Annotated in this window: 25 protein-coding genes and 1 tRNA gene; 16 read left to right on the top strand and 10 right to left on the bottom strand. The window is 60.6% G+C overall.

Features of this window, described 5'->3' with window-relative positions:
* Nucleotides 1-96: 96 nt before the first annotated feature.
* The 7 genes from ACP90_RS03060 to hemC form a co-directional block, all read right to left on the bottom strand.
* Nucleotides 97-834: a hypothetical protein gene (locus ACP90_RS03060; RefSeq protein ID WP_062486715.1), complete on the bottom strand. Its 738-nt coding sequence runs from the start codon at nucleotides 832-834 to the stop codon at nucleotides 97-99.
* A gap of 288 nt (nucleotides 835-1,122) precedes the next feature.
* A complete protein-coding gene (locus ACP90_RS03055; protein WP_208984613.1) occupies nucleotides 1,123-1,944 on the bottom strand; it encodes a response regulator in 822 nt (273 codons plus the stop codon).
* A gap of 743 nt (nucleotides 1,945-2,687) precedes the next feature.
* Nucleotides 2,688-2,763 (bottom strand) — tRNA-Thr (locus tag ACP90_RS03050).
* A 200-nt stretch (nucleotides 2,764-2,963) separates the two neighbouring features.
* Nucleotides 2,964-5,006, bottom strand: a complete 2,043-nt coding sequence (locus ACP90_RS03045) for a heme biosynthesis HemY N-terminal domain-containing protein (RefSeq protein ID WP_062486713.1) — start codon at nucleotides 5,004-5,006, stop codon at nucleotides 2,964-2,966.
* A 77-nt stretch (nucleotides 5,007-5,083) separates the two neighbouring features.
* The gene (locus ACP90_RS03040) at nucleotides 5,084-7,033 is read right to left on the bottom strand and encodes a hypothetical protein (RefSeq protein WP_208993440.1); all 1,950 of its coding nucleotides are present in this window, start codon (nucleotides 7,031-7,033) and stop codon (nucleotides 5,084-5,086) included.
* Between the two features lie 120 nt (nucleotides 7,034-7,153).
* Complete coding sequence (locus ACP90_RS03025; RefSeq protein ID WP_062486705.1) at nucleotides 7,154-7,870, bottom strand: uroporphyrinogen-III synthase; 717 nt, start codon at nucleotides 7,868-7,870, stop codon at nucleotides 7,154-7,156.
* Between the two features lie 7 nt (nucleotides 7,871-7,877).
* Nucleotides 7,878-8,804 carry a hydroxymethylbilane synthase gene (hemC, locus tag ACP90_RS03020; protein ID WP_031270219.1) on the bottom strand — a complete coding sequence of 309 codons (927 nt, stop codon included), beginning with the start codon at nucleotides 8,802-8,804 and terminating at the stop codon, nucleotides 7,878-7,880.
* A 93-nt stretch (nucleotides 8,805-8,897) separates the two neighbouring features.
* Here hemC and tsaD point away from each other — a divergent pair, with 93 nt between their 5' ends.
* From tsaD to ACP90_RS02955, 13 genes are all read left to right on the top strand, one after another.
* Entirely contained in the window at nucleotides 8,898-10,004 is a 1,107-nt protein-coding gene (gene tsaD / locus ACP90_RS03015) for a tRNA (adenosine(37)-N6)-threonylcarbamoyltransferase complex transferase subunit TsaD (protein ID WP_062486703.1), read from the top strand.
* Nucleotides 10,005-10,107: 103 nt separating this feature from the next.
* Complete coding sequence (locus tag ACP90_RS03010) at nucleotides 10,108-10,611, top strand: NUDIX domain-containing protein (protein ID WP_062486701.1); 504 nt, start codon at nucleotides 10,108-10,110, stop codon at nucleotides 10,609-10,611.
* Nucleotides 10,612-10,637: 26 nt separating this feature from the next.
* On the top strand, nucleotides 10,638-11,114 hold the full coding sequence (locus tag ACP90_RS03005) for an NUDIX domain-containing protein (RefSeq protein WP_055659702.1): 477 nt from the start codon (nucleotides 10,638-10,640) through the stop codon (nucleotides 11,112-11,114).
* On the top strand, nucleotides 11,101-12,108 hold the full coding sequence (locus ACP90_RS03000) for an NAD(P)H-dependent glycerol-3-phosphate dehydrogenase (RefSeq protein ID WP_062486699.1): 1,008 nt from the start codon (nucleotides 11,101-11,103) through the stop codon (nucleotides 12,106-12,108). Before ACP90_RS03005 ends, ACP90_RS03000 begins: the two co-directional genes overlap by 14 nt.
* Before the next feature lie 478 nt (nucleotides 12,109-12,586).
* Nucleotides 12,587-12,877: a YciI-like protein gene (locus ACP90_RS02995; protein ID WP_055659704.1), complete on the top strand. Its 291-nt coding sequence runs from the start codon at nucleotides 12,587-12,589 to the stop codon at nucleotides 12,875-12,877.
* Nucleotides 12,878-13,303, top strand: a complete 426-nt coding sequence (locus ACP90_RS02990) for an EVE domain-containing protein (RefSeq protein WP_023002897.1) — start codon at nucleotides 12,878-12,880, stop codon at nucleotides 13,301-13,303.
* A 27-nt stretch (nucleotides 13,304-13,330) separates the two neighbouring features.
* Nucleotides 13,331-14,002 carry a methyltransferase gene (locus ACP90_RS02985; RefSeq protein ID WP_062486697.1) on the top strand — a complete coding sequence of 224 codons (672 nt, stop codon included), beginning with the start codon at nucleotides 13,331-13,333 and terminating at the stop codon, nucleotides 14,000-14,002.
* 143 nt (nucleotides 14,003-14,145) lie between these two features.
* Complete coding sequence (locus tag ACP90_RS02980) at nucleotides 14,146-15,318, top strand: M20 aminoacylase family protein (protein ID WP_055659708.1); 1,173 nt, start codon at nucleotides 14,146-14,148, stop codon at nucleotides 15,316-15,318.
* A gap of 136 nt (nucleotides 15,319-15,454) precedes the next feature.
* Complete coding sequence (locus ACP90_RS02975; protein WP_062486695.1) at nucleotides 15,455-16,249, top strand: ATP-binding protein; 795 nt, start codon at nucleotides 15,455-15,457, stop codon at nucleotides 16,247-16,249.
* A 1-nt stretch (nucleotide 16,250) separates the two neighbouring features.
* Nucleotides 16,251-17,021, top strand: a complete 771-nt coding sequence (locus ACP90_RS02970) for a sulfite exporter TauE/SafE family protein (protein WP_062486693.1) — start codon at nucleotides 16,251-16,253, stop codon at nucleotides 17,019-17,021.
* Nucleotides 17,022-17,201: 180 nt separating this feature from the next.
* On the top strand, nucleotides 17,202-18,314 hold the full coding sequence (gene leuB, locus ACP90_RS02965) for a 3-isopropylmalate dehydrogenase (protein WP_062486691.1): 1,113 nt from the start codon (nucleotides 17,202-17,204) through the stop codon (nucleotides 18,312-18,314).
* Between the two features lie 80 nt (nucleotides 18,315-18,394).
* Complete coding sequence (locus ACP90_RS02960) at nucleotides 18,395-18,814, top strand: hypothetical protein (RefSeq protein WP_023002891.1); 420 nt, start codon at nucleotides 18,395-18,397, stop codon at nucleotides 18,812-18,814.
* A 13-nt stretch (nucleotides 18,815-18,827) separates the two neighbouring features.
* Nucleotides 18,828-19,223: a VOC family protein gene (locus ACP90_RS02955; protein ID WP_062486689.1), complete on the top strand. Its 396-nt coding sequence runs from the start codon at nucleotides 18,828-18,830 to the stop codon at nucleotides 19,221-19,223.
* Nucleotides 19,224-19,271: 48 nt separating this feature from the next.
* Here ACP90_RS02955 and ACP90_RS02950 read toward each other — a convergent pair whose 3' ends face one another.
* Together ACP90_RS02950 and ACP90_RS02945 are read right to left on the bottom strand one after the other, a co-directional pair.
* Nucleotides 19,272-19,703 (bottom strand): YqaA family protein, encoded by a 432-nt coding sequence (locus tag ACP90_RS02950; RefSeq protein ID WP_062486688.1) that lies wholly within the window; start codon nucleotides 19,701-19,703, stop codon nucleotides 19,272-19,274.
* The gene (locus tag ACP90_RS02945; protein ID WP_023002888.1) at nucleotides 19,700-20,149 is read right to left on the bottom strand and encodes a MarR family transcriptional regulator; all 450 of its coding nucleotides are present in this window, start codon (nucleotides 20,147-20,149) and stop codon (nucleotides 19,700-19,702) included. Before ACP90_RS02945 ends, ACP90_RS02950 begins: the two co-directional genes overlap by 4 nt.
* A 69-nt stretch (nucleotides 20,150-20,218) precedes the next feature.
* Here ACP90_RS02945 and ACP90_RS02940 point away from each other — a divergent pair, with 69 nt between their 5' ends.
* Complete coding sequence (locus tag ACP90_RS02940; protein ID WP_082809654.1) at nucleotides 20,219-20,617, top strand: antibiotic biosynthesis monooxygenase family protein; 399 nt, start codon at nucleotides 20,219-20,221, stop codon at nucleotides 20,615-20,617.
* Nucleotides 20,614-21,108, top strand: coding sequence for a cytochrome b/b6 domain-containing protein (locus ACP90_RS02935; RefSeq protein WP_062486685.1), 495 nt, complete (start codon nucleotides 20,614-20,616; stop codon nucleotides 21,106-21,108). The genes ACP90_RS02940 and ACP90_RS02935 overlap by 4 nt, the downstream gene beginning before the upstream one ends.
* Nucleotides 21,109-21,196: 88 nt before the next feature.
* Here the strand turns inward: ACP90_RS02935 and ACP90_RS02930 are convergent, their stop codons facing one another.
* Nucleotides 21,197-23,416, bottom strand: coding sequence for an esterase-like activity of phytase family protein (locus ACP90_RS02930; protein WP_062486684.1), 2,220 nt, complete (start codon nucleotides 23,414-23,416; stop codon nucleotides 21,197-21,199).
* 227 nt (nucleotides 23,417-23,643) lie between these two features.
* Here ACP90_RS02930 and ACP90_RS02925 point away from each other — a divergent pair, with 227 nt between their 5' ends.
* Nucleotides 23,644-24,843, top strand: coding sequence for a multidrug effflux MFS transporter (locus tag ACP90_RS02925; RefSeq protein ID WP_055659725.1), 1,200 nt, complete (start codon nucleotides 23,644-23,646; stop codon nucleotides 24,841-24,843).
* Nucleotides 24,844-24,853 lie beyond the last annotated feature (10 nt).

The following is a 24,853-nucleotide window of genomic DNA, read 5'->3' as shown; positions in this document are numbered from 1 at the left end:
CCCATCCTTCGAGACGCGCGCAAGCGCGCTCCTCAGGATGAGGATGAAGTTGTGGTCAGCAGACAGCCGAATGAGATGTGAGGCTTAAAACCGCCCTCAATGGCCGGCGCTGCGCCTGGCGTGTTCGATCAGGGCTGCGATACGCGCCACTTCTCTCTGTTCCGACTGCGGCGGTTCCTGCGGCGGGCCACCGTACATGCGCTCGCGCCGCTGGCGGATCTTCTTGCGCTGATATTCACTGATCCCGTCAGGAAGCTCCATACCGGCCCTGTCGATGTTGATCAGCACCCGCTGCAGGTCCGGCACCAGTTCGGAGGAAATGGTAAAGGTTGCCCCGTCCGGGCGCTTGAAGACCAGAGTCGTGGTGGTTTCAGCCCCATTCAGCAGAACCGCTGATCTCGGCCCCAGCGAGCCGATCGTCGACTGGAACCAGGCAGCCCAGCCGGAAGCGTGCCACAGGCGGATGTCGATCTTTTTCAGATCCTCATACATCACCCGGACGCGCCGGCCGAACTGTGTGAATTCGAAACCGTTGCTGAAGAAACGGACCCAGGATGTCTCCTGTCGTGCGGACACGGTGAACAGCACCGGTGCAATCGAGGCAGGACCCAGGCAAAGCAGCGCCATCAGGGCTGCGCCTCCGCTCCAGTCTGCCATCCCGATGAATGCTATGGAAAAGAAAGCGGCACCAATAACAAACCCGATCATGTCGAGTACCAGAACCGGCGGATGACATACCGGTTTTACGGCACCGGACGGTACGTTCGGCCGCGGCAAGGCGGCATAGATCCCGGCGGCCGCGATAATGCAGAGCAGGCTGCTGAGCACCGACATGAAAAAAAATCCGCCGACTATACCCAGCACGCAGAGGCCGAGAGGCAATATCCGGCGAAGTAATTCAAGTTTTGCTGTTTTGCCCACACCGCTCTCCATGCATTCAGACAGTGGAACCGATACGAACTAGGGGGAGACTTCTGATTCTTTCATTGAATCAACTGAAGCGTTTTAAATCAAGAATGCTGACAAACAATCCAGAAACAATGTAAGCGTTCGGCAAATGGTTCCCGCGAAATGTCCAGGAGACCCAAGAGGAACGATCAGCACTCGCCAGTCCGGCGAGCCTCACGATGCCTTGCGTTCTCGTTCCATGAAGCTGAACATGTTGCGCACCTTGCCGAATTTTGGCGTATCCAGCTCCAGGAACTGATGCATGAGCGTATCTATGTCCTGAGGCGTGAACGGCTTTTTCAGGAAACCGGATATCCCGACGAAGGCCGCGGACCGCTCCAGATAGCTCGTGTCGTTGGTGGACATCATGTAGATGCCGATCTTGCTCGACAGGTCCCGGATCGAACCGGCAAGCTCGATACCGTCGACATCCGGCATGTGAAAATCCGTCAGCACCATCCGGAACTTGCCCGATGCCAGTGTACGAAGCGCCGCCTGCGCGCTGTCGGCTTCCGAGATTTCGAAGTCGAACCGGCTGGCCTCCAGAACCTTGCGCGTCAGTTTGCGCATCGTACCGCTGTCGTCGACGATCAGGATCGGATAGGTCGTCGTCATCGTCATGTAAGTGGCGACGATCTCCGACACATCCTCCTGGGTGAAAGGCTTTTTCAGGAAATGATAGGCCCCCAGCTGCTGAAGCATGTTGGCATTGCGCTCATCAAGGCCGCTTGAAATCGCGACCGTCAGACAATCTGCAGACTTCGTCTCGCTCATCGCGGCGATTACGTCCGGACCATTCAGCCCCGGCATGTTGATGTCGATGAAGGCGATGTCGATCTGTTTCTTCTTCAGAACCTCGACAGCGGAACGACCGTTATCGACGTTATCAACCTCGATGTACCGCTTGGAACGATGAACGGCGATGCCGTTGTTGATGACTTCACGAGCGATGCCGCTGTCGTCAGCGACAAGAATGCGGATCATTTTATGCAGCAATTCTCATCACCTTGTGTGCGGTTCTCGCATCGTCACTTGAGGCCATGTCTAAATTAACAAGTACAATAAGGAAACAATTGTATATTTTCTGTTACTGAAGCTCGCCAGGCATTTTACAACCTTTGATATACATAGATTTACATGAATATTCATTCACTCGATTCCAAAATTCTTACAAATAGGATGTAAAGACCGAAACCTCATCTGGGAAAATCCCACAAAATACGAGGAAACAGGCGCAACCCGTCGTCACAGGATTCCCGCAGTCGCATTATGGTTCAGTGACTTCCGTCGAATTGGAGCAACCTGTGGCCAACTTTTTCAAAACACGGGATCTAACCAGCCTGTTTCTGAAAATCAGACGAGGCCAAAACAAGCACCTGCTGGACGATACGATTGTCTCGTGAGGACAAGGGCGCCCACAACCTGCCAAACCAACTCTACGTCAATTTGTAGCGTCAGAATTGGACAATCACCTCGCCTCTTGCAAGGACTGCCGACGAGCCATCAATGTGGCACTTCCCATCCGACAAACAGAAACCGGATCAGCAGCAGGGCAACATAAGTTCGCCAGCATCAAAGTTGTCACTGTGACCTGTGCAGCCCGTGAATCTGGTGGCAGGGCCAACGATCGCACAGCTGTTTCTGAAGTCTCGTGACAGCTTCCTCAATTCTGAGGAAAGCATCAGAGAAGGGATAGCCCTGTCGGGCGCACCTGAAGAAAGGAACCTGGGCCTGGAAAGTGGTGCCGCTGAAGGGACTCGAACCCCCGACCCCATCATTACGAATGACGTGCTCTACCATCTGAGCTACAGCGGCGTTCTCCGGCAGATGCCGGGCATCGCGCGATTTGGCGCGGACACTCAGGTCAAGCCCGAGTGCGCCGCTAATTACCGGAGCTTGGCGTCAGATGCAAGAGCCTAAAACCGGTTCTTTCAGGAAGATCACATCTTCCCTTTTCCGGAAGCCAGGCAAACACATGCTCGTCAGCACATTCCGACTATCGCCGCAGCAGCGCTTCAGTTGAAAAAGCGCGGCCGTGGCGTCTTGGCGGTCTCGTCCTCGTCGTCCTCATCCGGGCCCGGATCGTCCGGCATCCGCGACAGGGGAAATTCGATTGGCCGGTTGAGATCCTCTTTGGAACTGCCGGATTTTGTTTCGCCTGTCTTGGCCTCGCTGGCTTTGGCAGCCGATGGCTTTGCATCCGCCGATTTCGAGGTTTCCTCAACCTTGGCCTCAGATGCTGCCTCTGGCTTGGAAGGCGTCTCGGAACCGTTCCGGGTGTCGGTCTTGCCGGTCACACCAGCTTTCGCTGTCCCGGCGTCTTTGCCTGTCACCACGGCAGGTTTGTCGTCTGCCCCGGCTTCGGCTTTTACCGCGGTTTCCTTGGCTGCCGTCTTCTCAACGGTCGCAGCCTTGTCCGAAGGTGCCTTGGTAGCCTCGGCGTCGGGCAGGTCCTTCAGCGCAGGGCTGTATTTGACATCGTCCGTCGTCCCTTCGTAGCCCTGCTTCTCCAGTGCTGCAGAGGCAGTGGAAGGTTCCGCGGCGGCTGACTTGGCGCTGCCGGATGTGGCGTCACCCGTCTCGGGTCCCGCAGGCTTGGCAGTGGCAGGCCTGGTGACGGGTTCGGCTTCCAGCACCACAGCGCCGTCATCCACATCTGCAACCGGGCGAACCGGCTCGGCTGGAGTGGCGGACGGCAGGGCCGGCGCCTCGAACAGGCTGTCCTCAAGCAGCGGACCATCCTCGTCCGACAGACTGCCCGGCGTTGCCCACTGGAACGCATCGAGCTTGCCGGTGACCGGTGACACCGGCTGCCATTCGGCGGAAATGATGCCGTCGGCCATCCAGACCTTGTCGAGCGGCGCACTGACGGCACGGGCCAGCCAGTCGCGTGTGCGGCCCCGGTCACCGTGTTCGGCTTCCTCCACTTCCGCCATCAGCAGAAACGCCTGACGGGTAGGTTCGGACTGCAGGACCTTTTTCAGCTGCTTGCGCGCTTCTTCAAACTCGCGCGCCTCCATGGCTGCGCGGGCGATGGCCAGCGCACCTTCGGGAGTGTTTGCCCGTTGTGCGGAAAGCGATTTCACCCGCTTCAAGCGATCGACAGCCGAATCGCCGGTACGCACATGGGCATAGGTTTCAGCCAACTCCGGATGCGGAAACAAACGCCAGGTCGCCTCCAACACTTTGGAGGCCTTGCGAATGTCGCCCCGGCGCGTTGCCAGACGAGACGTCAGCACGGCCGCCGGCACAAGGTCGAGTGCCAGGCCATGAGCTTCCTTGGCCAGCGAATAGGCCCGTTCCGGCTCGCCGTCCTCCAGCTTTGTCGCAAGCGCCGTCAGGATGACGGCGCGCTGACGCCGATAGGTTTTCTTGTCCAGCATCTTTGCGGCGTAGTTGCGCTCCAGGGTCTTGAGCGCTTCGTCCCAATGGTGGGCAACCGCCTGGTAGCCGAGAACAGCCTTGCCGGCCCACTCCAGACCCGGCGATGTCTTGGCGGCTTCCTCCGCATAATGGCGTGCTGCCACCGGCTCCCTGTGTCGCTCGGCCTCGATGAAGAGGCCGTGCAGACCAAGCGCCTTGGTGGCCGGATCTTCCAGCATCGCCTCGAAACGCTGACGCGCTTCGTCGTCCTTGCCGGCAAGCTGGGCCGTTTGCGCAAGCAGCAGCTTTGCCGCGGGTTCATCATCCAGCAGCTTGTCGGCGTCCAGCGCGTAGCGGCGCGCCAGTTTGGCATTGCCCGTGCCCAGAGCGATCAAGCCCTGTGACAGCGCATTATAGCCCTTGTCTTTCCGGCGGCGCCGAAAGAAGCGGCTGGCAATCTGCGGTGATTTCAGGACGACGCGGATCACCCAGACAATCGCCAGGAAGATCGCCAGGAAAATAGCTGCGGCAAGGGCAACAATCGCAGGCGACTGCTCCCAGATGTCCGTCCCGACCTGCTGGCCGCCTTCATAAACCGGCCAGGAAATCTGGATCGTTCCCGGCAGGTCCGCCATCCAGGCAAAGCCCATGGCAACGGCAAACAACAGCGCGAAAAAGAACAGAACGCGGATCATTCAGTTCGCTCCCTGCGACGGCCGGCTCCTGCCGGCACATAGTTCCATTGACGGGCGGGCGAGTGGCCGGCCTGCATTCAGCTATCCTTCGCAGCAAGCGCGTTGAGCACTTCCTGCGAGGCCTTGTCCGTCAGGTCATCAACCTCGACGCGGGCTTCGGCGCGCGTTGCCCAGTCGGCAGCAGCAGCCTGTCCCTGTTCTGGCAGATCCTTGTAGGCGGCAAGTGCCGACTTGAGGTCTCCCTTCCGGACGGCGTTTTCCATGCGCTGCAGGGCAGCTGCCGGCCCGTCGCCTTCACCTGAGCCCGAACGACGAACGGTGAACAGCGACTGTGCACTGGTCATCAGGCTGTCGAGTACATCACCGGACCGGTCCGGTTCGGAAAACGTCTGGTAGACAGAGCGCGCAACCGGCGGGAACTGGGCGATCAGCACGGGCACCGGTTCGACACCGGTCTTGGCGTTGGCCTCCAGTGCAGACAGGTCGAGCCCGCCCGGCAGCCCCGCCTTGACCGCGGCCAGCTCGGTTTCATAAGGGCGGCCGGAATCAACGGCCGACTTCAACGCGGAAACGGACAGTGCCCTGGCAGCAACTTCACGCGCCGTCGCATCGCCCATCGTTGCCTCAACCGCGGCAAGGCGCGTTGAAAGCGCGTCCAGTTCAGAGCGCAAACCTTCCAGCGCTGCCGTGTTGGCCGCACCGACAGACTTGATATCGGCAGCCAGCGAAGACAGGGTCTCGGTTGCCCGTGCCTGGCTGTCGGCAAGGGTCTTCAGGGAAACGTCCGACGTCGATACGGCTGTCTGCGCTGCCTTCGCGGTCGCTTCGGTATTGGAAAGGCGGGTTTCCACCTCGGAAAGGGTCGTCTTCAGGTCCGAAAGCTGGCCCTCGAGCCCGGTTACGGAACCGGAAAGCTTGTCGGCTTCGGAAGAGGTCGACGTGGTGTCGGTTTCCAGCTTGGCCAGGCGGCTTTCAAGCGGCGCCAGATCCACCTGGCTGTCGCCCTTCACTTCCTCTTCCAGCGCGGCCAGACGGCTTTCAAGCGGCTGGAGATCGGCTGGGGTTCCTTCGCCGGTGCCGGCCCCAGCCGAAGCAACGGTACTGCGCAGTCCTTCGACATCCTGCTTCAGGGCATCGACCGCGGCGCTCAGATCGGACGACGATGCATCCTGCAGTTTGGCTTCAAGCGCGGTGACCTTGCTTTCCAGAGCAGAAACAGCACCGGAGCTGCCCTGGCTGGAGACCGAAGACGTCACGTCGCCGAGTTTTTTCTCCAGATCGGAGATCTTGCGTTCGGCGGCACTGAGCGCGCTGGTGAGCTGCTGGTTCGGCTCGGGCGACAGTTTGACGAGCCCGGCCTGGTAGAGGCCGAAGCCGCCGCCAAGCACCAGGATACCGCCGATAACGGCCGCAATCAGAACGCCGAATGCCCCGACACCGCCGCGGTCTTCAGCAGCCGGCGGATTGGAAAAGCTGGTTGATCCCCCAGGACGGGAGCTGCTGCTTGTCGAGGAGGTTCCGGTCTGGCTGGTGGCAGACGTCGATGAGCCTGCCGGAGACGCCGGTTTGCCGGTCGCAGATGACGACCCGGTTGTGCCGGCTCCGGCGGGCTTTCCGGCTGTGGAAGACCCGGCAGTGGTAGAAGACGACGAAGAATAGCCTGATCCGGTCGAGGACGAGGTCGATGCAGACGAAGAGGGCGACGATGTGCTGCCCGAACTGCCGGTAGACGTTGTATTTCCGGTTGACGTTGAGCTGCCGGACGCAGTCGTGCCGCCGATGCCGCCTGTCTTGGTTGCACCCGCAGTCGTGCCGCCAGACCCCGTCGTGGCGCTCGTCGTTGAGCTCGTACCAGAGGCTGGCTTCGTGTCTGTCGGCTTGGCACCGACCTTCTCTGCGGTCAGATCGATCGTTACCGGCCGCTTGCTGCTGCCGGAGGAAGACGCAGTGCTGCTGCCCGGCTTGTCCTTGCCGCCGGTGCCGCCCGATGAAGATGTCCCGCCCGGGGATTTCTTGTCCGTCGTCATCTCATCTCCTCCTGAACCCTGCCGGTCCCAAGACCTTCACTATACACACCTCTTTGCGAAGCGGTACCGCCGCAGCAAAGACTTTTGCGCGCTGCAAAAGAACGACTCCCCCGGATCTGGTTAACACTGTGTTAAAGCCAGATCCATCAAGGCGCTTTCGTTCGGCGCAGCTGCAATACGCACCTGGCTTACCTCAAATAGGGGCTCGGCCGACTGCCGCGAAAGGGCATAAACAGGCAACCTGGAAAAAATATGGTCGAGACCGTGCCTGCGAACCAGCGCCAGAAAAGCTTCAGCCGTGCGTTTGGAATAAATGAAGACACCATCAAAGGCATTCTGGCGAAGGCCGTCAACCACGGCAGAAGGCAGGTTTTCCGCCGGCTCCATGCGGTAAAGCACGACGGTGCGACAGGAAATGCCCCCTGCGGCGAGAAGTCCCTCCAGATCCCCCGCCCGATCCTCGGCAGCTGGATAAAGGACGGCCCCTGAGGACAATCCGCTCCGATTATCGAGAATCAGCTGAGCCAGCGCAGCGACATCCCCGCTGGCCGAAAGTACATTTGAAAAGCCCGCTTCCCGGCAGGCGAGTGCGGTCGCGTCGCCCACCGTGAAAACCGGCAAGTTCCGCAAGGCATCGATCCGGCCCTGCGCTAACAGGACGGCGACCGACCGCCGGCTGGAAAACGCCAGCGCCGACACGCCATCCGGCCCGAATTGTGCCGACCGCACCTCAACGGTTTTCAGAACGGGAGCTTCATCGGCAACATGCCCCAACGCCCGCAGTTTTTCAGCGGTCCGCCGGCAATCCGGCTGGGGGCGTGTCACCAGAAAGCGCATGACCGGGTCAGGCTCCTGCCAGAAAGTCCGGTCCCATCCGGGTTTTCAGATCTTCCCCGACAGACCGGCCAATCCGCGCGGCCTCTGCCGCAGGCCCACTGCCCGATGCCTCATGCGCGGCCGATCCGTCCGGCTTCAGCACAATCCCTCGGAAGTGCATCGTATCACCTTCGAGCGTTGCCAGGCCGCCGATGGGCGTGCGGCAAGACCCGTCCAGAACAGCAAGGAAGGCGCGCTCCGCATCAAGGCGGATCTGCGTTGCCGCGTCGTGAATTGCCGCCAGCATTTCAAGGGTAGCCTTGTCGTCCGCCCGGCTTTCGATGCAGATCGCACCTTGGCCGACAGCCGGCAGAAACTGGTCGGTTTCCAGAAGGCTGGTGATTTCCGCTTCCAGGCCCAACCGGCGCAGACCGGCCGCCGCCAGAAGTGTTGCGTCCACCTCGCCCTCTGCCAGCTTGCGCAGGCGTGTCTGCAGGTTGCCGCGGTACATCACCACTTCGATATCCGGGCGCAGCCGCTTGATCATCGCCTGGCGCCGCAGCGAACTGGACCCGACGACGGCACCCTGCGGCAGATCGGTCAGGGTCTTTGCCTTGGGCGACAGGAACGCATCGCGCACATCTTCCCGCGGCAGGAAGGCCGTCAAAGCCAGACCATCCGGCAGGACCGTCGGCATGTCCTTGGACGAATGAACGGCAAGATCGATCCGCCCGTCCAGAAGCGCTTCCTCGATTTCCTTCGTGAACAGCCCCTTGCCACCGACTTCCGACAGCGGCCTGTCCTGGATCCTGTCGCCGGAGGTCTTGATGACCACGATCTCGAACGCGTCTTCGGCCAGATCATGGGCCGCCATCAGCCGGTCGCGGGTTTCGTGGGCCTGTGCCAGCGCCAGCGCGCTGCCCCTTGTTCCGATACGCAAAGGATTTGATTGCAAGGTTTACCGTCCAGATGCTACGCCCGGCAGAAATGACGGGCACCGATTTATGTCTTTTCGGATGTCCTAACACAGGCCACCGCACTTAGACCAATGACCTCAGTCAAAACAGATGACAATGCGACCAATCTGACGGTCCTGGGCATTGAAACCAGCTGCGACGAAACCGCAGCAGCGGTTGTGTGCGGCCCTGCGCACAAGAAGATCCTCTCCAATACGATCCGTTCGCAGATCGACGAGCATACAGAATTCGGTGGCGTGGTGCCGGAAATTGCCGCCCGTGCCCACATCGAGATCCTCGACCGGATCGTTGCCGAAGCCATGAACGAGGCCGGTTGCGGCTGGGACGATATCGACGCGATTGCCGCAACTGCCGGTCCCGGCCTCATCGGTGGTGTCATCGTCGGCTTCATGACCGCCAAGGCCATCGCGATGGCAGCGGGAAAGCCGATCGTCGGCGTCAATCACCTGGAAGGCCACGCCCTGACCGCGCGCCTGACCGACGATCTCGAGTTTCCGTTCCTCTTGCTGCTCGTCTCCGGCGGCCACAGCCAGTTCCTGCTGGTGCGCGGCGTCGGGGACTATGAACGTCTCGGCACGACCATCGACGATGCCATTGGCGAAGCTTTCGACAAGACAGCCAAACTGCTGGGCCTGCCCTATCCCGGCGGCCCGCATGTAGAAAAAATGGCTGCCAAGGGCGACGTCACCCGCTTCCGCCTGCCGCGTCCGCTTCTGGATCGCCCGGGCCTCGACATGTCCTTCGCCGGACTGAAGACGGCCCTTCGCACCCAGGCGAAAAAGCTTGAACCTGTCGATGAACAGACGATTGCCGACCTCTGCGCGGCATTTCAGCGATCTGTGTCCGACGTTTTGGCAGCCCGCACCCGCTCCGCACTCGATCTCTTCCGGACACGCCACCCAGGTGTCAAACCGGCAATCGTTGTGGCTGGCGGCGTCGCGGCGAACCAGGAAATCCGCAACAGTCTTCTGGCTGCGGCAGAAGAGGCAGATGCCCGTTTCATCGCGCCGCCCATGCGCCTTTGCACCGACAATGCAGCAATGATCGCCTGGGCCGGTATTGAGCGGCTTCGACTTGGCCCCGTGGACGACATGAGCCTGTCACCCAGGCCTCGCTGGCCGCTGGATTCAGCCAATGCCGGTGTGCTCGGCGCGGGTAAAAAGGGCGCCAAGGTCTAGGATGTGGACCTGTAAATCATCGCTCAATTTCCCACCGACCCTTTTGCGCGACCAAAGACCCTGTTAGGAAACTTCAGCCTTCCAACAAGGACTGTTCTGAGAAATGCGCGTCTACCACAAGGCCTATGTCTACCTGACCTGCGGCACGGACCTTCTGGTCTTCGACGAACCGGACACGCCTCATCTGGGCCTGCAGGTTCCGGGCGGCACCATCGATCCGGGGGAAAGCTTTCTGCATGGCGCCATGCGGGAATTTGCCGAGGAAACAGGCCTCGAACTGGACGTGGCCTTTGATCATTTTTCCAGTCAGGATATCCCGTTCGAAACGATCCCTCCCGTCGGCCAGTACCGGCCCGCACCAAACCGCCCGCTGCTTGGCCGCCACATCCGCCGCAACTACCATGTCCGCCTCGGTGCCCGGCCGGAGAGCGAGTGGGAGCATTACGAAATGCATCCCAGCAGCGGCGGCGAACCGATTCGCTATCGTTTCTTCTGGGTTGACCTCTTTGGCGAACGGGCAAGCGACGAGGAAAACTTCTTCGCAGCCTTCGGCGCGCCCCTCGATGCGCTGCGCAAACGTGTGACACGCCTCGCCAACGCGGCATAAACAACAGTTCTTTCAAGGACCTGCCCGTGCTGATCTACCAAAAGGCCTATGTCTACCTGACCTGTGGAACAGAGCTTCTCGTGTTTGTGGAACCCGATTTCCCGAATGCCGGCCTCCAGGTTCCCGGAGGCACGGTCGACCCCGGCGAAAGCTATCTGCAGGCTGCCAGGAGAGAATTTGCCGAGGAGACCGGACTTTCGTTGGATATCGCGCTCGAATCGTTCGCCGACCAGGACCATATCTTCAAAGATGTTCCCCGTTGTCTCGACGGCTTGCATCGCCGGCGGCATTTTCACGGCCGAATTCGTGAAAAGCCCGCGACAGAATGGGAACATTTCGAAATGTCACCGAACGCAGGCGGTCCACCGATAAGGTTCCGTCTGTTCTGGATTGACCTGTTCACCATGGATGCGCCGACCGAGGCCCGCTTTTTTGAAGGGTTTGGAGCGCAACTTGAAACATTACGGACGCGCGTGGAAAGGCAGAGCAATGGGCGCCATTAGGTCTATCGGCGTCGTTGGCGGCGGCGCCTGGGGCACTGCCCTGGCCCTGACCGCAGCCCGTGCCGGACGGGAAGTGCGCCTTTGGGCGCGTGATCCCGGCACGGTCTCCGATATCAGGTCCCGTCGGCAGAACCCGAGGTATCTGCCGGGAATCACCTTTGACGAGGAACTGGAAGCGACATCTTCGCTGGAAGAGGTTGCCGACGCCGATGCCATCTTGCTGGTGACACCCGCCCAGACAACCCGTGCGATGCTGGCTGCCCTCAAACAGACCGGCAAGGTACGCGGCCCCGTCGTGCTGTGCGCCAAGGGCATCGAACAATCCTCCGGAAAGCTCTTGTCCAAGGTCATGAGCGAGGAACTGCCCGGCGTCGAACCGGGCGTGCTGTCCGGCCCGAGCTTTGCCGACGACGTCGCCAAGGGCCTGCCGACCGCCGTCACCGTTGCCGCCAATTCGGCCAAGACCGCGCTCAGCCTGTGCGAAGCGATGCAATCGCCCTGTTTCCGGCCTTATGCCTCGATCGACATTCTCGGTGCCCAGATTGGCGGCGCCCTCAAGAACGTGCTCGCGATCGCCTGCGGGGCCGTGGTCGGCCGCAAGCTCGGCGCCAGTGCCCAGGCGGCGCTGACAGCACGCGGCTTTGCCGAACTGTCTCGCCTCGGCACTGCCATGGGCGCACAGGGCGAAACCCTGACAGGCCTTTCCGGTCTGGGGGATCTTGTGCTCACCTGTTCGTCCAGCCAGTCGCGCAACTTTTCCTTCGGGCTGCGGCTCGGGGAAGGCTTCATGGCTTCCGAGCTGATTTCGGCAGGCGGCAAGCTCGCGGAAGGCGCCTTTTCCGCCCGCGTCGCCGTAAAGTTGGCCCGCAAATACGATGTCGAAGTGCCGATCTGCGAGACGGTGGCCAGGATGATCGACGAGGACCTGACCATCGATGACGCCCTCAACACCCTGATGGCACGCCCACTGAAATCGGAAACGGCAGGGCTTTGACCCCGTCTCGACGAAACCGGCCTTCGACATAGGCACAAGCCGGCACCTGGCTCTCTTTCCGCTTGTGATAGGGGATTGGCATATGAGCGATATCCTCATCCCCACGGCGTCACCCCGGACAAGCGAAGCGCAGATCCGGGGCCCACTCGCCGCGCCGCTTGCCGAAGCAGACAAGGTGCCCTGAAGAGGCACAACCCATTCCAGCTCTCTGGAAACGAGTAGCCCCCGGGTCTCGCGTTGCTCGCCCGGGGTGACACTTGTGCTTGCTGCCTGTCTTTAGTCCAAAGTCAGTTGCCCTGCCACAAAGGGGAGAACAGCTCCCCCACGTCCTCATCCTGAGGAGCCGGGCAACGCCAGGCGTCTCGATGGATGGGCCGCTTGCATAGGGTGTGATGCACCTCCCCGACTTTCCCCCATTGAGTTTCCCCCGCCCCGGCCCTAGGTTCGACGCAGATTCGACCAACCCGGGGAATTCTTCATGCTTTATGCCCTGATCTGCACCGACAAGCCCGGTGCCCTGCAGACGCGCCTCGACAACCGCGCCGCCCATCTCGACTTCCTGAAAGGCCTCGGCGACAGCCTCAAGGCAGCCGGCCCGTTCCTTGACGACGACGGCAACATGACCGGCTCGCTGGTGGTGATCGAAGCCTCCAACCGCGACGAGATCCTGGCGATCTCCCAGGAAGATCCCTACGCCCGTGCCGGTTTGTTCGAAAGCGTCGAGATCCGCCCCTGGAACTGGGCAATCAAGAACCCGGAGGCAAACTGAGTGCAGTACTGGCTGATCAAGTCCGAGCCCGACAAATGGTCATGGGAACAGCAGAAGGCCCGTGGCGACAAGGGTGAGCAGTGGGACGGTATCCGGAACTACCAGGCACGCAATAACATGCGGGCCATGGAAATCGGCGACAAGGCGTTCTTCTACCATTCCAACATCGGCAAGGAAGTCGTCGGCATCGTTGAGGTCTGCAGCGACATCCATCCGGACACCACCATCGATGACCCCCGCTGGGAATGCGTGGACTTCAAGGCCGTCCGCGACATGCCCAAGCCAGTGACCCTGGCCGACGTCAAGGCCGAACCGCGCCTTGCCAAGATGTCGCTGGTCACCTCCATGCGCCTGTCGGTTCAGCCGGTCACGGAAGAGGAATGGAAAATCGTCTGTGAAATGGGCGGTCTCAAAGAGCCTGCGTAACTTCCTCTCCTGAGAGATCCGCCCTGAATGGCCCTTATCAAGGATCCGGCAGCCTTCATCCGGAAGGAGACCAAGGTCAAACCCGTGCCGCATGCAGAGGAAATCCTGCTGCATGTGGCCGATGAGGCCATGGATCTGTGGCAAAAGACCGAAGACGAACTGGGTGAGCTTGGCCTGCCGCCGCCATTCTGGGCCTTTGCCTGGGCAGGTGGCCAGGGACTTGCCCGCTACGTGCTCGACACGCCGGAACTGGTCGCAGGAAAGCGCGTTGTCGACTTTGCCTGCGGCTCCGGTCTGGTCGGTATAGCCGCCATGAAGGCCGGCGCAGCGTCCTGCCACGCGGTCGACATCGACCCCTACGCCCTGACCGCAACACGCCTCAACGCCGCGCTCAACGAGGTGGAGATCACCACCGAGACCGCGGACATCACCACCGGAGAACCGCCGCAAGCGGACCTTGTCTTCTGTGGTGACGTTTTCTACGACAAGCCCATGGCCGACAAGGTGCTGGCATTTCTCGACAGGTTGCTGGCGAACAACATCGAGGTCTATGTCGGCGACCCTGGCCGGTCCTATCTGCCCTCGTCACGCTTGATTGAACTGGCGGCCTACAGCGTTCCGGTGGTCGGTGCGCTGGAAGACAACGAGATCAAACGCACGCGCGTTTTCCGTTTGCAGGAAAAATCATCCGGAGAATGACCTGGTGGCGGATCAGTCTTGCAGACCATCGCCTTGCACATAACTTTTTCCGCAATCCCACTTCCTCTTTTTGCAGCTTGCGATAGGTTAGCCGTTCAAGCTTAATGCGCTTTCCTGTTCCGATGTGTTTCTAGGAGTCCTGCATGCCCATCGTTAATCGCCTCGCGGATCTGGCCGACGAGATCACCGCCTGGCGCCGCGACATTCACGAAAATCCCGAAATTCTCTACGAAACGGTGCGGACTGCCGAGAAGGTGTCCGAGCTGCTGCAGAGCTTCGGTGTCGATGAAATCGCAACGGGCGTCGGCAAGACGGGCGTCGTCGGCGTGATCAAGGGCCGCAACGGTGGTGCCGGCAAGACCATCGGCCTGCGTGCCGACATGGACGCGCTGCCGATCGAGGAAATCACCGGCAAGGACTATGCCTCCAAGATCCCGGGCAAGATGCACGCCTGCGGCCATGACGGCCACACCGCCATGTTGCTGGGCGCTGCAAAGTATCTCGCCGAGACCCGCAACTTCGACGGCACGGTCGTCGTCATCTTCCAGCCGGCTGAAGAAGGTGGCGCAGGCGCGAAGGCGATGATCGACGATGGTCTCCTGACCCGCTGGCCGATCGAGGAAGTCTACGGCATGCACAACTTCCCGGGCATGCCGGTGGGCGAATTCGCCATCCGCAAGGGCCCGATCATGGCCGCGACCGACGAATTCCGCATCACCATCACCGGCCGGGGCGGCCATGCCGCCAAGCCGCATGAGACCATCGACCCGATCGTGATCGGCTCGCAACTGGTGTCCGCGCTGCAAACCATCGCCAGCCGCAATGCCAATCCGCTCGATTCGGTTGTTGTGTCGGTGACCGTTTTCCAGGGTGGCAACGCCTTCAACGTCATTCCGCAGGAAGTGCTGCTGCGCGGCACCGTGCGCACGCTGAGCCCGGAAATGCGGGATCTCGCCCAGGCACGGATGGAATCCATCGTCAGCTCTGTTGGCGATGCGTTCGGCGCAAAGGCAGTTCTGCAGTTCACGCGCGGGTATCCGGTCACGGCGAACCACGACGAGCAGACGGATTTCGCGGCAGCCGTCGCCGAAGGCATTGCCGGGGTCGGCAAGGTCAATCGCGAGATCGAGCCGATGATGGGCGGTGAGGATTTCTCCTACATGCTGGAAGAACGCCCGGGCGCGTTCATCTTCGCCGGCAACGGCGACAGCGCGGGCCTGCACCATCCGGCCTATGACTTCAACGACGACCTGATCCCTGTCGGCTGTTCCTACTGGGTGAAACTGGTCGAAACGGCCCTGCCCGCGGCGGCCTGACCGCCTGTGAAATCCTTCATCGCCATCCCGGTTCGCACGATGCCGACCCGGGATGACGGGCCGGGATGACGGCGGGAAGGTTTTGGATTAAGAGTGACGCCGGTTCCGACCGGCGTTTTCATTTGGATTTTCAAATATGGCTCTTTCCCCGTTCAAGCTTCCCTTTCTGGCAGCCTATGTCGTGGTCGGGGCCATTGTCGGTGTCCTGGTGATCCACCCGCTGAACCTTGTGGTGGTCTGGTGGGAACTGGCCCGTTTTTCGGAAACGGCTCCGAACCTCCTTGAATTTCTGACGGCGCGCCTGTGGCTGGTGCTGCTTCCCCGGCATCTGGATGTTGCGGTTGCCTATACCGGTCTCGGCGCAGTTGTCGGCCTCGCCTTCGGCATCTTCACCCGCAACTACATGCGAACATCCAAAGCCTACCGGTCGCTGCGCGAAGAGCAGACCGCGCTCATTCCCGATCTTCTGAAACAGGGCGAAAACCGGCGCGTGGAGTTCAAGTCGTCGCTGCGCTGGGACCTGAAGGAAAACCGGACCAACCGGTCCCTGGAAAAGGTCATCGCCAAGACCCTTGCCGGCTTCTTCAATGCCGATGGCGGCCATCTTCTGATCGGTGTTGACGACAACGGCACACCGCTTGGTCTCGACAAGGACCTGGCAACGCTGAAAAGCCCGGACCTCGATTCGTTCGAGCGCACCGTCAACGACATCGTTTCCAAGACACTCGGCGGAGATCTCTGTCCTTACATCCACACGGTCTTTTCCAGGGTGGACGGCAAAGACGTGGCGATGGTCATCGTCAGCCCGGCACCCCGCGCCGTCTATCTGGAAGAAAACAAGGCCTCGGTCTTCTATCTGCGCAGCGGCAATTCCACCCGCGCACTGGATGTCCGCGAAGCGGTCAACTACGCCAACAAGAGATGGTCGTGACATGTCGGACATCGCCGGCTTCTTCTTTCCCGATCAGCTGCACCTTGCTGCATCGCTGACACTGATCGTCACGAGTTTCTTCACCTCGGCCCTGACAGCGGCCGTCGGCCTTGGCGGCGGGGTCGCGCTGATCGCGATCATGGCAACCGTCATGCCGGCCAGTGCCCTGGTGCCGGTCCACGGTGTCGTTCAGCTCGGATCGAACGCCGGGCGTGCGCTGGTGCAACTGAAACATGTCGACTGGCTGATTGCGCTGTGGTTCGCAGTCGGGGCGGCAATTGGCGCAGCCGTGGGCGGCGCTATCGCGGTGGAATTGCCGCCGGCGGTTCTGAAGGCGGGCATCGGCCTGTTTGTGCTGTGGGTCGTCTGGGGCAAGGCACCGCATTTCGGCAAGGCGCCGAAACGGGTCATGGCAGCAGCGGGTTTTGCCTCCACGTTCCTGTCCATGTTCTTCGGTGCGGCCGGCCCCATCGGCGGTGCCGTCTTGTCGACCCTCGGCCTGCCGCGCCACGGGTTCGTCGCCAACCAGGCAATCACCGCGCTGATCATGCACATCTTCAAGATCATTGCGTTCGGCGCGCTCGGCTTCGCCTTTGCGCCCTGGCTGGGACTGATTGTCCTGATGATCGCCAGCGGCTTTCTCGGCACACTCGCCGGCAGCCGCCTGCTCGGCCGAATGGACGAGAAGAGCTTCAAGACCGGCTTCAGATGGGTGATGACCGCGCTGGCGCTGAACCTCCTGTTCCAGGCAGTGCGGGGCTGGCTCGGCTGATCCTTGCAGGAGCTGTCCTGAAACCGGCTTCAATCCCTCTGCTCTCCGGGCCCTTCAGCCGTTCTTGACCTTTCCCCACGGCTTGCTTGAGTTCTTCGCAACTGGCTTCATCTTGAAAGACAACGGCCGACGCGCTAACCCATCGCCATCAGATTTCTCAAAATGCGGGATGGAACATCCATGGCTTCACAAAACCTTCTGCTTCTGCCGGGTGACGGCATTGGCCCGGAAATCATGCAGGAAGTGAAAAAGGTCATTGCCTGGTTCAATGAAAAGGGCGGCATGTCCTTTGAAACCGACGAAGGCCTGGTGGGTGGTTCCGCCTATGACGCGCATGGCCAGTCGATCTCCGAAGAAGACATGGCCAAGGCCATGGCTGCCGACGCGGTTATCTTCGGCGCCGTCGGTGGGCCCAAGTGGGACGACGTTCCCTACGAAGTTCGCCCGGAAGCCGGCCTTTTGCGTCTGCGCAAGGACATGCAGCTGTTCGCCAACCTGCGCCCGGCCATCTGCTACCCGGCGCTTGCCGATGCATCCTCGCTGAAGAAGGACGTGATCGAAGGTCTCGACATCCTGATCGTGCGCGAGCTGACCGGCGGCGTCTACTTCGGCGAACCGAAGGAAATCATCGACCTCGGCAACGGCCAGAAACGCGGTATCGACACGCAGGTCTACGACACCTACGAGATCGAGCGCATTTCCGGCGTCGCCTTTGAGCTGGCACGCACGCGCGGCAACAAGGTCACGTCCATGGAAAAGCGGAACGTGATGAAGTCCGGCGTACTGTGGAACGAAGTCGTTACCCAGACGCACAAGAACGGCTACGAGGATGTTCAGCTGGAGCACATGCTGGCTGACGCCGGCGGCATGCAGCTTGTCCGCTGGCCCAAGCAGTTCGACGTCATCGTGACGGACAACCTCTTCGGCGACATGCTGTCCGACGTTGCCGCCATGCTGACCGGTTCGCTCGGCATGCTCCCGTCCGCATCGCTCGGCGCACCGGATGGTGTTACCGGCAAGCGCAAGGCGCTTTATGAGCCTGTCCACGGCTCGGCTCCGGACATTGCCGGCACGGGCGCTGCCAACCCGATCGCCATGATTGCCAGCTTCGGCATGGCGCTGCGTTACTCCTTCGAGGAAGTTGCAGCCGCCGACAAACTGGACAAGGCCATCGCCAACGCTCTCGACAAGGGCCTGCGGACGAAAGATATCGCAGCGCCTGGCCAGGCCACCGTTTCCACCGTGGAAATGGGCGACGCCATCATTGCCGAACTGGACGCCTTGAGCGCTTGATAGGCAATCGCCATTTGCAAGCAGAGCCGTCACCGGTTATCCCGGTGGCGGCTTTCCCTTTTCAAGATACCGCTGGTCCCATGATCGAAGACAAACTCGCCCCCTTTCTCGGCACCTGGATCCTCGACACGGAGGAAAGCGACTTCGAACAAGGCGAACCGCCACGCAGCGCCACACTCAAGATCGATGAGAACTTCGGCGTTGCCGTCTTCACGATGAACCAGGTGGCCTCCGACGGCGAAGTCACCAACGACACTTTCGAGGCAATGCCGGACGGTCCGGAAGTGCGTCTTGGCAAAAGCGGCCTGGTCGACGCCATGCGTCTCGTGTTCCAGGGAGATCGCAACCTCATTTCGGAAGCCCGCCGCGGAGGGTTGACGATCATGAAAGCCGACCGGGAACTGTCTGACGACGGCAGAACGCTGACCGTGACGCAAACCGTCCACCTGGTCGACGTTGCAAGCTACACGAACGTGTCCGTCTACCGGCGCGCGCAGTAGGAAACGGCCTGCCATGAAACAGATGATTGGAGCGATCGCCCTCATCGTGCCGGATTATGACCAGGGCATCGACTTTTATGTCGGCAAGCTTGGCTTTAACCTGGTTGAAGACACTCACCTTGGCGGCGGCAAGCGCTGGGTACTGGTTGCGCCCAAGGGCAGCTCCGAGACACGTCTCCTGCTGGCGCAAGCCGACGGTGACGATCAGCACGCCGCCATCGGCAACCAGACCGGCGGCCGTGTGTTCCTGTTCCTGCACACCGACAACTTCGATCGCGATCATCAGGCGATGCTAACGGCCGGCGTCACCTTTCTGGAGACACCACGCCACGAGGCTTATGGCAAGGTTGCCGTCTTCCAGGACCCCTTCGGCAACAAGTGGGATCTGATCGAGCGTTTTGAGGGTTAAGCGTCCCGCGCAGCGAAGGTTTCGTATTCCCCCGACTGGCCCGCAGTCTCAGATAACCTGCAACGTGATCAACGCGACAGCGACATAGCGTGCTGTCTTTGCAATTGCGACCAGCAGGGTGAAGCTCCAGAAGGGCTCCTTGAGCACGCCTGCCGCCAATGTCAGGGGATCGCCGATAATCGGCGCCCAACTGAGCAGCAGGCTCCATCGTCCGTAGCGGTGATACCAGCCCGTTGCCTTGGCGAGCTTGTCAGGCTTGACCGGAAACCAGGAAGCGGTCGACCAGGCGGTTGCGGCCCTGCCGAGGCCCCAATTGACCATTGATCCGAGCGTGTTGCCAAGGCTTGCCGCCGCAACCAGCAGAACGACAGGTTCCGTTCCAAGCGCAATCAGGCCGGAAAGGCCCAGTTCGGATTGGGCGGGCAGCAGGGTGGCAGCCAGAAAGGATACGCCGAACAGGCCCAGCATGCTGGCACTCATCGGGAACTGCCGGTCTGGGCTTTCTGCATGGCTGAAATGGCTCTGTGCATGAAATCCAGGAACTGCGCCTTTTCCTGTTCCGAAAACCCCTCCAGCGCCTCTCCGTTCTGGGCAATCGCAGACGCGATGGCTTCCTTTTCCAAAACCTTGGCCTTGTCGGTCAGGAATATTTCCTGAACCCGGCCGTCTTCTTCACTCGCCCGACGGGTGATCAAGCCGTCCCGCTCCATCCGGGCCAGGGTGTTTGCCAGCGTTGCCTGTTCGATATCAAGCAACTGCACGAGTTCCTTTTGCGTGCGTCCTTCCTTTGCCCAAAGGGCGACCAGTGCCGGAAATTGGCCCGGCGAAAGGCCTAGCGGCCGGATACGGCGATGGAGACCGGCGGCAAACAGCCGTGCCATGTGGTTTGCCAGATACCCGGCGGAGGAATCTTTTTCGAAGGTCATCCCTTGCATATACGATAGATAGCACCCTATATAAATAAACATAGCTTGCTATATAATTAGGAGTTCGAAATGACATCACTCTGGACACGTCGTGCCATTCATCTGGCAGCACTTTCCTTCCTGACCGCCAACTTGGGAGTCTCCGCCATGGCGAGTGAAATCAACACCAACACACCGGTAACGCTGATCAATTCCTTCGAAGTTCCCGAAGACCGTCTTGCCGACGCAGTTCGCAGCTGGGAACAGGCGCGCGACTTCCTGAAAGAGCAGCCTGGCTACATCACCACGCGCCTGCACCAGTCCCTGTCTCCGCAGGCGAAGTTCCAGCTGGTCAACATCGCGCTTTGGGAAAGTCCAGATGCGTATCAGGCCGCCATTCAGAAGCTCGGCAAAAGCGGCATTGTCGCCGAATTCAAGGGCATCAGCTTTCATGCCGCACTCTACACCGTCATTCGGGAGGATGAATGATGGCGGCCTTGCCCGTAACCGGATACCGGTTGCTGCACTGGACGATTGCCGCTCTTACCATCAGCGCCCTGGCTACCGGCTATGCCCTGACGAACAACGAACCGTTTTCGCCAAACCTTCTGAAAACCCATCTGGGACTTGGCTTGTCTGCGGGCCTGCTCGCTCTTGTCCGCACAATCTTTTGGCTGGCAAAGGGTACCCCTCACCCGGTGTTCGCCGTTCATTCCGGGTTGCAGCAAGCTATCGGCAAGGGCGTCCACGCCGCCTTGCGCCTCATACCGCTGCTGCTCCTGGTCAGCGGTATCGGCATGATCGTCATATCCGGTAGCCTTGAAAAGATTGCGAATGGCACATTGCCGGGACTTGCGGCTTTCGCCGGATTGCCACCGGCAGGCCTGCACCATGCCGCGGCGCTTTTGCTTGCAGCACTCATCGGACTGCACAGCCTTGCTGCCCTGTGGCACTGGCAAAGACGAAGTTTCACGGCATGAGAATGGCAATGCAGAAAAGGAAAGGCCCGGCTGCATAAAGCGGCCGGACCTTCGCTCAGGTCTTGGGAGGACCTTTGTCTGAAGTGCCTTAGTTCAGGCGGCTTGCCGGGCCGAGGTCGATCAACCGGGTTTCACCCGGTGCATCGTCAACACCGTCATTGTCGGTGACCAGGATCAGACGGCCATCGGCCGTGATCGTCAGGCCTTCCGGCTTGTCGAGAACCCAGCCCTTGCCTTCAGCCAGAGCCGGCAGGATATCCATGGCGTAGCGCTTCTGGACCACCGGGAGCTCAGATCCGTAGGCAGCCGGGGTCACACCTTCCAGGGAAATCGTGGTGATCTGCTTGATGGCTGCGTCTTCACCACCCTTGTTATCGCGCTCCAGAATGGCGAACTTGCCGTCGCCCATGGAGACGATTTCCGACAGGCCGACCCAGCCGCCGGCTGCGCTCTTCGGCTTGTCGAGCGGATAGTGAACGAAGCCCCAGGACTTGTCGGCCGGGTTGTAGATGGCCAGCTTCACCATGCCCTTCGGGTCGTCTTTCCATTCACGCTGAACGGCGACGGCCACCAGCGTCTTGCCGTCCATTTCGAACTCGGCAACGCCTTCAAAGGAGAAACGCGCGGACTGGGCGTTCAGCTCTTCCGGAAGCGTGATTTCTTCCTGAACCTGACCGTCGGTGCCGACTTTCAGCAGCAGGTGCTGCAGTTCCTTTTCCGGATTGCCTTCGGAAGCCAGCCAGAAGCCGCCATCCTTGGCAACAGAGATGCCTTCCAGGTCCAGTTTTGCCTGCTTGCCACCCTGAACGGTTGCATAGGCAACGATTTTTGCCGGTTTGGAAGAGATGTCCAGCGTGTAGATGCGGGCGTCGTCATAGAAGCTGTCGCTGACGGCGTAGAGCTTGTTGCCGTCTTCCGGGTCTGCAGCCAGTGCGGACAGTGCGCCCCAGCCGATCGGCGCGCCTTTTTCCGGGTCGGTTTCGGACACGACCATCGGGTAGGACGGAGCGTCCGCACCGAACTTGTAGAGGGAGACCTGCGCGCGAACGTTGTCTTCCGCACTGTCGACCTCGTTGGCAACCACAAACAGGTCACGGCTCGGGATCGCAAGTGAGCCTTCCGGACCGACGTGGGTCGGCAGGAACTGGACGAATTCCGGCTCGGCACCGGTGTCCTTGTAGACAGCGACGAAGTTGCCGCGTTCGGAATTGACGAAGATCAGCTTTTCACCGCCGAATTCACCAACCGTCACACCTTCCGGCTCGGTGCCCTTCTTGGACGCGCGCTTGGCCGGATAGTGGCCGTTGGCCATGCCAAGGTGTTCCATCTGGTTGCCGCTGTCGAACAGGACCTCGCCCTTGGTGTTCCAAATGGTGAAGCCGCGCGAACCGCCTTCGTAGTCGCCTTCGTTGGCGGTCACGAAACGCTCGTCGTCGATCCAGGCAACCGCATCCGGCTCACGCTTGACGTTTTCGGTCGAACCGGAGGCATCGCTCATGCGCGCCTTGGACACCGGAATGTTTTCAGCCGAAGCCGTACCGGCGGAAAAATGGCTGACAACTTCACCGGAGGCCAGATCGACCACGGCGATATGGTTGTTTTCCTGCAGCGTGACGACAACCTGGTTCTGGGAGTTGATCGAAACGAACTCCGGCTCCGAATCGGTCGGCGCAATTTCGGCAAGACCTGTCAGGTCGACAATGCGAACCGCGTCGCAGTTGGTCGGCGTGCCGGTTTCGTCCAGATCGAAGATCGCGAGATGGCCGGCCGGCATTTGCGGGATCACACCGTCGTTCAGATCTTCATCGCGCTCGTTCTCGATGGCGATCGCAACGAACTTGCCGTCCGGAGAGATGGCAACGCTGTCCGGCTGACCCTTTGCATCGCACTTCGCGGTGATACCAAGACCGTCGAGAGCGATCACGGCCAGATGGCCGGACGCATTGACGTAGTCTTCGGACGTGTTGACGCCGGCATAGGCGAATGTTTCGCCGACGGCGACCGAAGTCGGCTCACCACCAAGCGCGGTGCGGCCCATCGGCTGCAGGTTCAGCGGGTTGGCCGCATTCACGAAAACAATGGCTTCGCCCGGGCTGTCGGTGAAGACGAGCGTGCGGCCGTCCTTCGTGGCGTAGATGATTTCGGCAACGGTTTCGGTGGCCTGATCCACGCCTTCCGGCAGGGTCTTGTAGACCGGGAATGTGTTGATACGCTCGAAATACTCTGCCTGTGCTGCCGACACGGCGCCAAGGCCGAACAGGACTGAAAGGCTGACACCTTTTAAAAAGCGCCCACGAAGGTCCGCCATTGCACTCGCTCCCACAAAATATCGGGTTGATGGTGCGCGCAAGCTAGTGGCCCTGATTACAATATCGGTGACAGTTGCATGAAGCTTTCATGACAACACCCAGCAAGCCTTGAATTTGCATTTCGAGCACTTACATCATATCAAGGCCGGGCGGTAATCTCCGCCACCTCCATCTTCCAGACTTTCCCGCATTTGTGCCTCCGGCGCATTTTTCATCGGATTTTCCAATGCAGATCGGTTTTGTCCGCTCCGCCATTGTGCTGGGGCTTCTCGCTGCTGTCGGTCCATTTGCCATCGACCTCTATCTGCCCGCCATGCCGGAAATCGTGCAGGCATTGCAGACGGACGACGCTGCGGTTCATATGACCTTCACGGTCTATTTCATCGCTTTCGGGTTAGCCCAGTTGATCTACGGTCCGCTGGCAGACCGGTTTGGACGCAAGCTGCCCGCCTTCCTGGGCCTGATCGTCTTCCTCATCGGATCGGTCATGTGTGCGACCGCGGTGGACGTTTCAGCCCTGACATTCGGCCGTTTCGTGCAGGCGCTTGGTGCCGGCGCGCCGATGGTCATCGTGCGGGCCGTGGTCCGCGACCTCCACACCGGACCAAAGGCGACCAGGCTGATGGCTCTGGTGATGCTGGTCTTCAGCGTTTCGCCGATGCTTGCACCGCTCGCCGGCAGCCTGATCATCCAGTTCGGCAGTTGGCGCCTGATCTTTGTGGCCCTGGGCGTGATTTCCCTTCTCGCCATGCTGCAAATGGCCTTCTTGCTGCCCGAAACGCTACCGGCCGAGCGCCGGGGCAAGATCGACCCGACAGCAATGCTGCGCAGCGCCATCTACCTGATGCGTGACAGCAGGTTCATGGGTCTGACGCTGATCGGTGGCTTCTCGCTTGCGAGTTTCTTCGTCTTCATCGCCGCAGCGCCGCTGGTCTACATGACACAGTACCAGTTGACGCCGACAGCCTTCAGCCTTGTTTTCGCGCTGAACGCGATCGGCTTCTTTGCGTCTTCCCAGTTTGCCGCCTCGCTTGGTGAGCGCTTCGGCATGGGCAGAGTGGCATTGAGGGCCGTCAGCGGATTTGCGGCAGCCAACGTTCTGCTGGTCATTCTTGTGTGGAGCGGCATCGACGACCTGCCGGTTCTGATGGCACTCTTCTTCATCGGCAACACCTGCCTCGGACAGGTCATTGCTCCTGTGATGGTCATGGCGCTGGAAGAACATGGCGAACATGCCGGCATGGCATCCTCCCTCGGTGGCACCTTCCAGATGGTTGCCGGTGGCGTGATGATCCTCGTCTGCAGCCCGTTCTTCGACCGGACAGCTTTGCCATTGGTTGGCGCGGTTGCCGCCTGTGCTCTCATCGCCCTGGTCATCGCACTGCTGACCCTGCGCACGTCGCGCGAAGGCCAGGCAGTCGCCTGACGCGACAACC

The organism is Labrenzia sp. CP4 (assembly GCF_001579905.1).
In the GTDB taxonomy this organism is placed as follows: domain Bacteria; phylum Pseudomonadota; class Alphaproteobacteria; order Rhizobiales; family Stappiaceae; genus Roseibium; species Roseibium algicola.
Note: the sequence above shows the minus strand (reverse complement) of the source record. Positions and strands in the feature narration are given on the sequence as shown.

What these genes read in the sequence shown, in the direction of transcription:
- ACP90_RS02950 (WP_062486688.1), bottom strand. Translation starts at nt 19,703, where the DNA reads ATGAGTGCCAGCATGCTGGGCCTGTTCGGCGTATCCTTTCTGGCTGCC.
- ACP90_RS02975 (WP_062486695.1), top strand. Translation starts at nt 15,455, where the DNA reads ATGGCTCTTTCCCCGTTCAAGCTTCCCTTTCTGGCAGCCTATGTCGTG.
- ACP90_RS03000 (WP_062486699.1), top strand. Translation starts at nt 11,101, where the DNA reads ATGGGCGCCATTAGGTCTATCGGCGTCGTTGGCGGCGGCGCCTGGGGC.
- ACP90_RS02995 (WP_055659704.1), top strand. Translation starts at nt 12,587, where the DNA reads ATGCTTTATGCCCTGATCTGCACCGACAAGCCCGGTGCCCTGCAGACG.
- ACP90_RS02970 (WP_062486693.1), top strand. Translation starts at nt 16,251, where the DNA reads ATGTCGGACATCGCCGGCTTCTTCTTTCCCGATCAGCTGCACCTTGCT.
- ACP90_RS03060 (WP_062486715.1), bottom strand. Translation starts at nt 834, where the DNA reads ATGTCGGTGCTCAGCAGCCTGCTCTGCATTATCGCGGCCGCCGGGATC.
- ACP90_RS02980 (WP_055659708.1), top strand. Translation starts at nt 14,146, where the DNA reads ATGCCCATCGTTAATCGCCTCGCGGATCTGGCCGACGAGATCACCGCC.
- ACP90_RS03025 (WP_062486705.1), bottom strand. Translation starts at nt 7,870, where the DNA reads ATGCGCTTTCTGGTGACACGCCCCCAGCCGGATTGCCGGCGGACCGCT.
- ACP90_RS03040 (WP_208993440.1), bottom strand. Translation starts at nt 7,033, where the DNA reads ATGACGACGGACAAGAAATCCCCGGGCGGGACATCTTCATCGGGCGGC.
- ACP90_RS02925 (WP_055659725.1), top strand. Translation starts at nt 23,644, where the DNA reads ATGCAGATCGGTTTTGTCCGCTCCGCCATTGTGCTGGGGCTTCTCGCT.
- ACP90_RS03045 (WP_062486713.1), bottom strand. Translation starts at nt 5,006, where the DNA reads ATGATCCGCGTTCTGTTCTTTTTCGCGCTGTTGTTTGCCGTTGCCATG.
- ACP90_RS02935 (WP_062486685.1), top strand. Translation starts at nt 20,614, where the DNA reads ATGATGGCGGCCTTGCCCGTAACCGGATACCGGTTGCTGCACTGGACG.
- leuB (WP_062486691.1), top strand. Translation starts at nt 17,202, where the DNA reads ATGGCTTCACAAAACCTTCTGCTTCTGCCGGGTGACGGCATTGGCCCG.
- ACP90_RS02945 (WP_023002888.1), bottom strand. Translation starts at nt 20,149, where the DNA reads ATGACCTTCGAAAAAGATTCCTCCGCCGGGTATCTGGCAAACCACATG.
- ACP90_RS02940 (WP_082809654.1), top strand. Translation starts at nt 20,219, where the DNA reads ATGACATCACTCTGGACACGTCGTGCCATTCATCTGGCAGCACTTTCC.
- ACP90_RS02955 (WP_062486689.1), top strand. Translation starts at nt 18,828, where the DNA reads ATGAAACAGATGATTGGAGCGATCGCCCTCATCGTGCCGGATTATGAC.
- tsaD (WP_062486703.1), top strand. Translation starts at nt 8,898, where the DNA reads ATGACCTCAGTCAAAACAGATGACAATGCGACCAATCTGACGGTCCTG.
- ACP90_RS02960 (WP_023002891.1), top strand. Translation starts at nt 18,395, where the DNA reads ATGATCGAAGACAAACTCGCCCCCTTTCTCGGCACCTGGATCCTCGAC.
- ACP90_RS02985 (WP_062486697.1), top strand. Translation starts at nt 13,331, where the DNA reads ATGGCCCTTATCAAGGATCCGGCAGCCTTCATCCGGAAGGAGACCAAG.
- ACP90_RS03010 (WP_062486701.1), top strand. Translation starts at nt 10,108, where the DNA reads ATGCGCGTCTACCACAAGGCCTATGTCTACCTGACCTGCGGCACGGAC.
- ACP90_RS02930 (WP_062486684.1), bottom strand. Translation starts at nt 23,416, where the DNA reads ATGGCGGACCTTCGTGGGCGCTTTTTAAAAGGTGTCAGCCTTTCAGTC.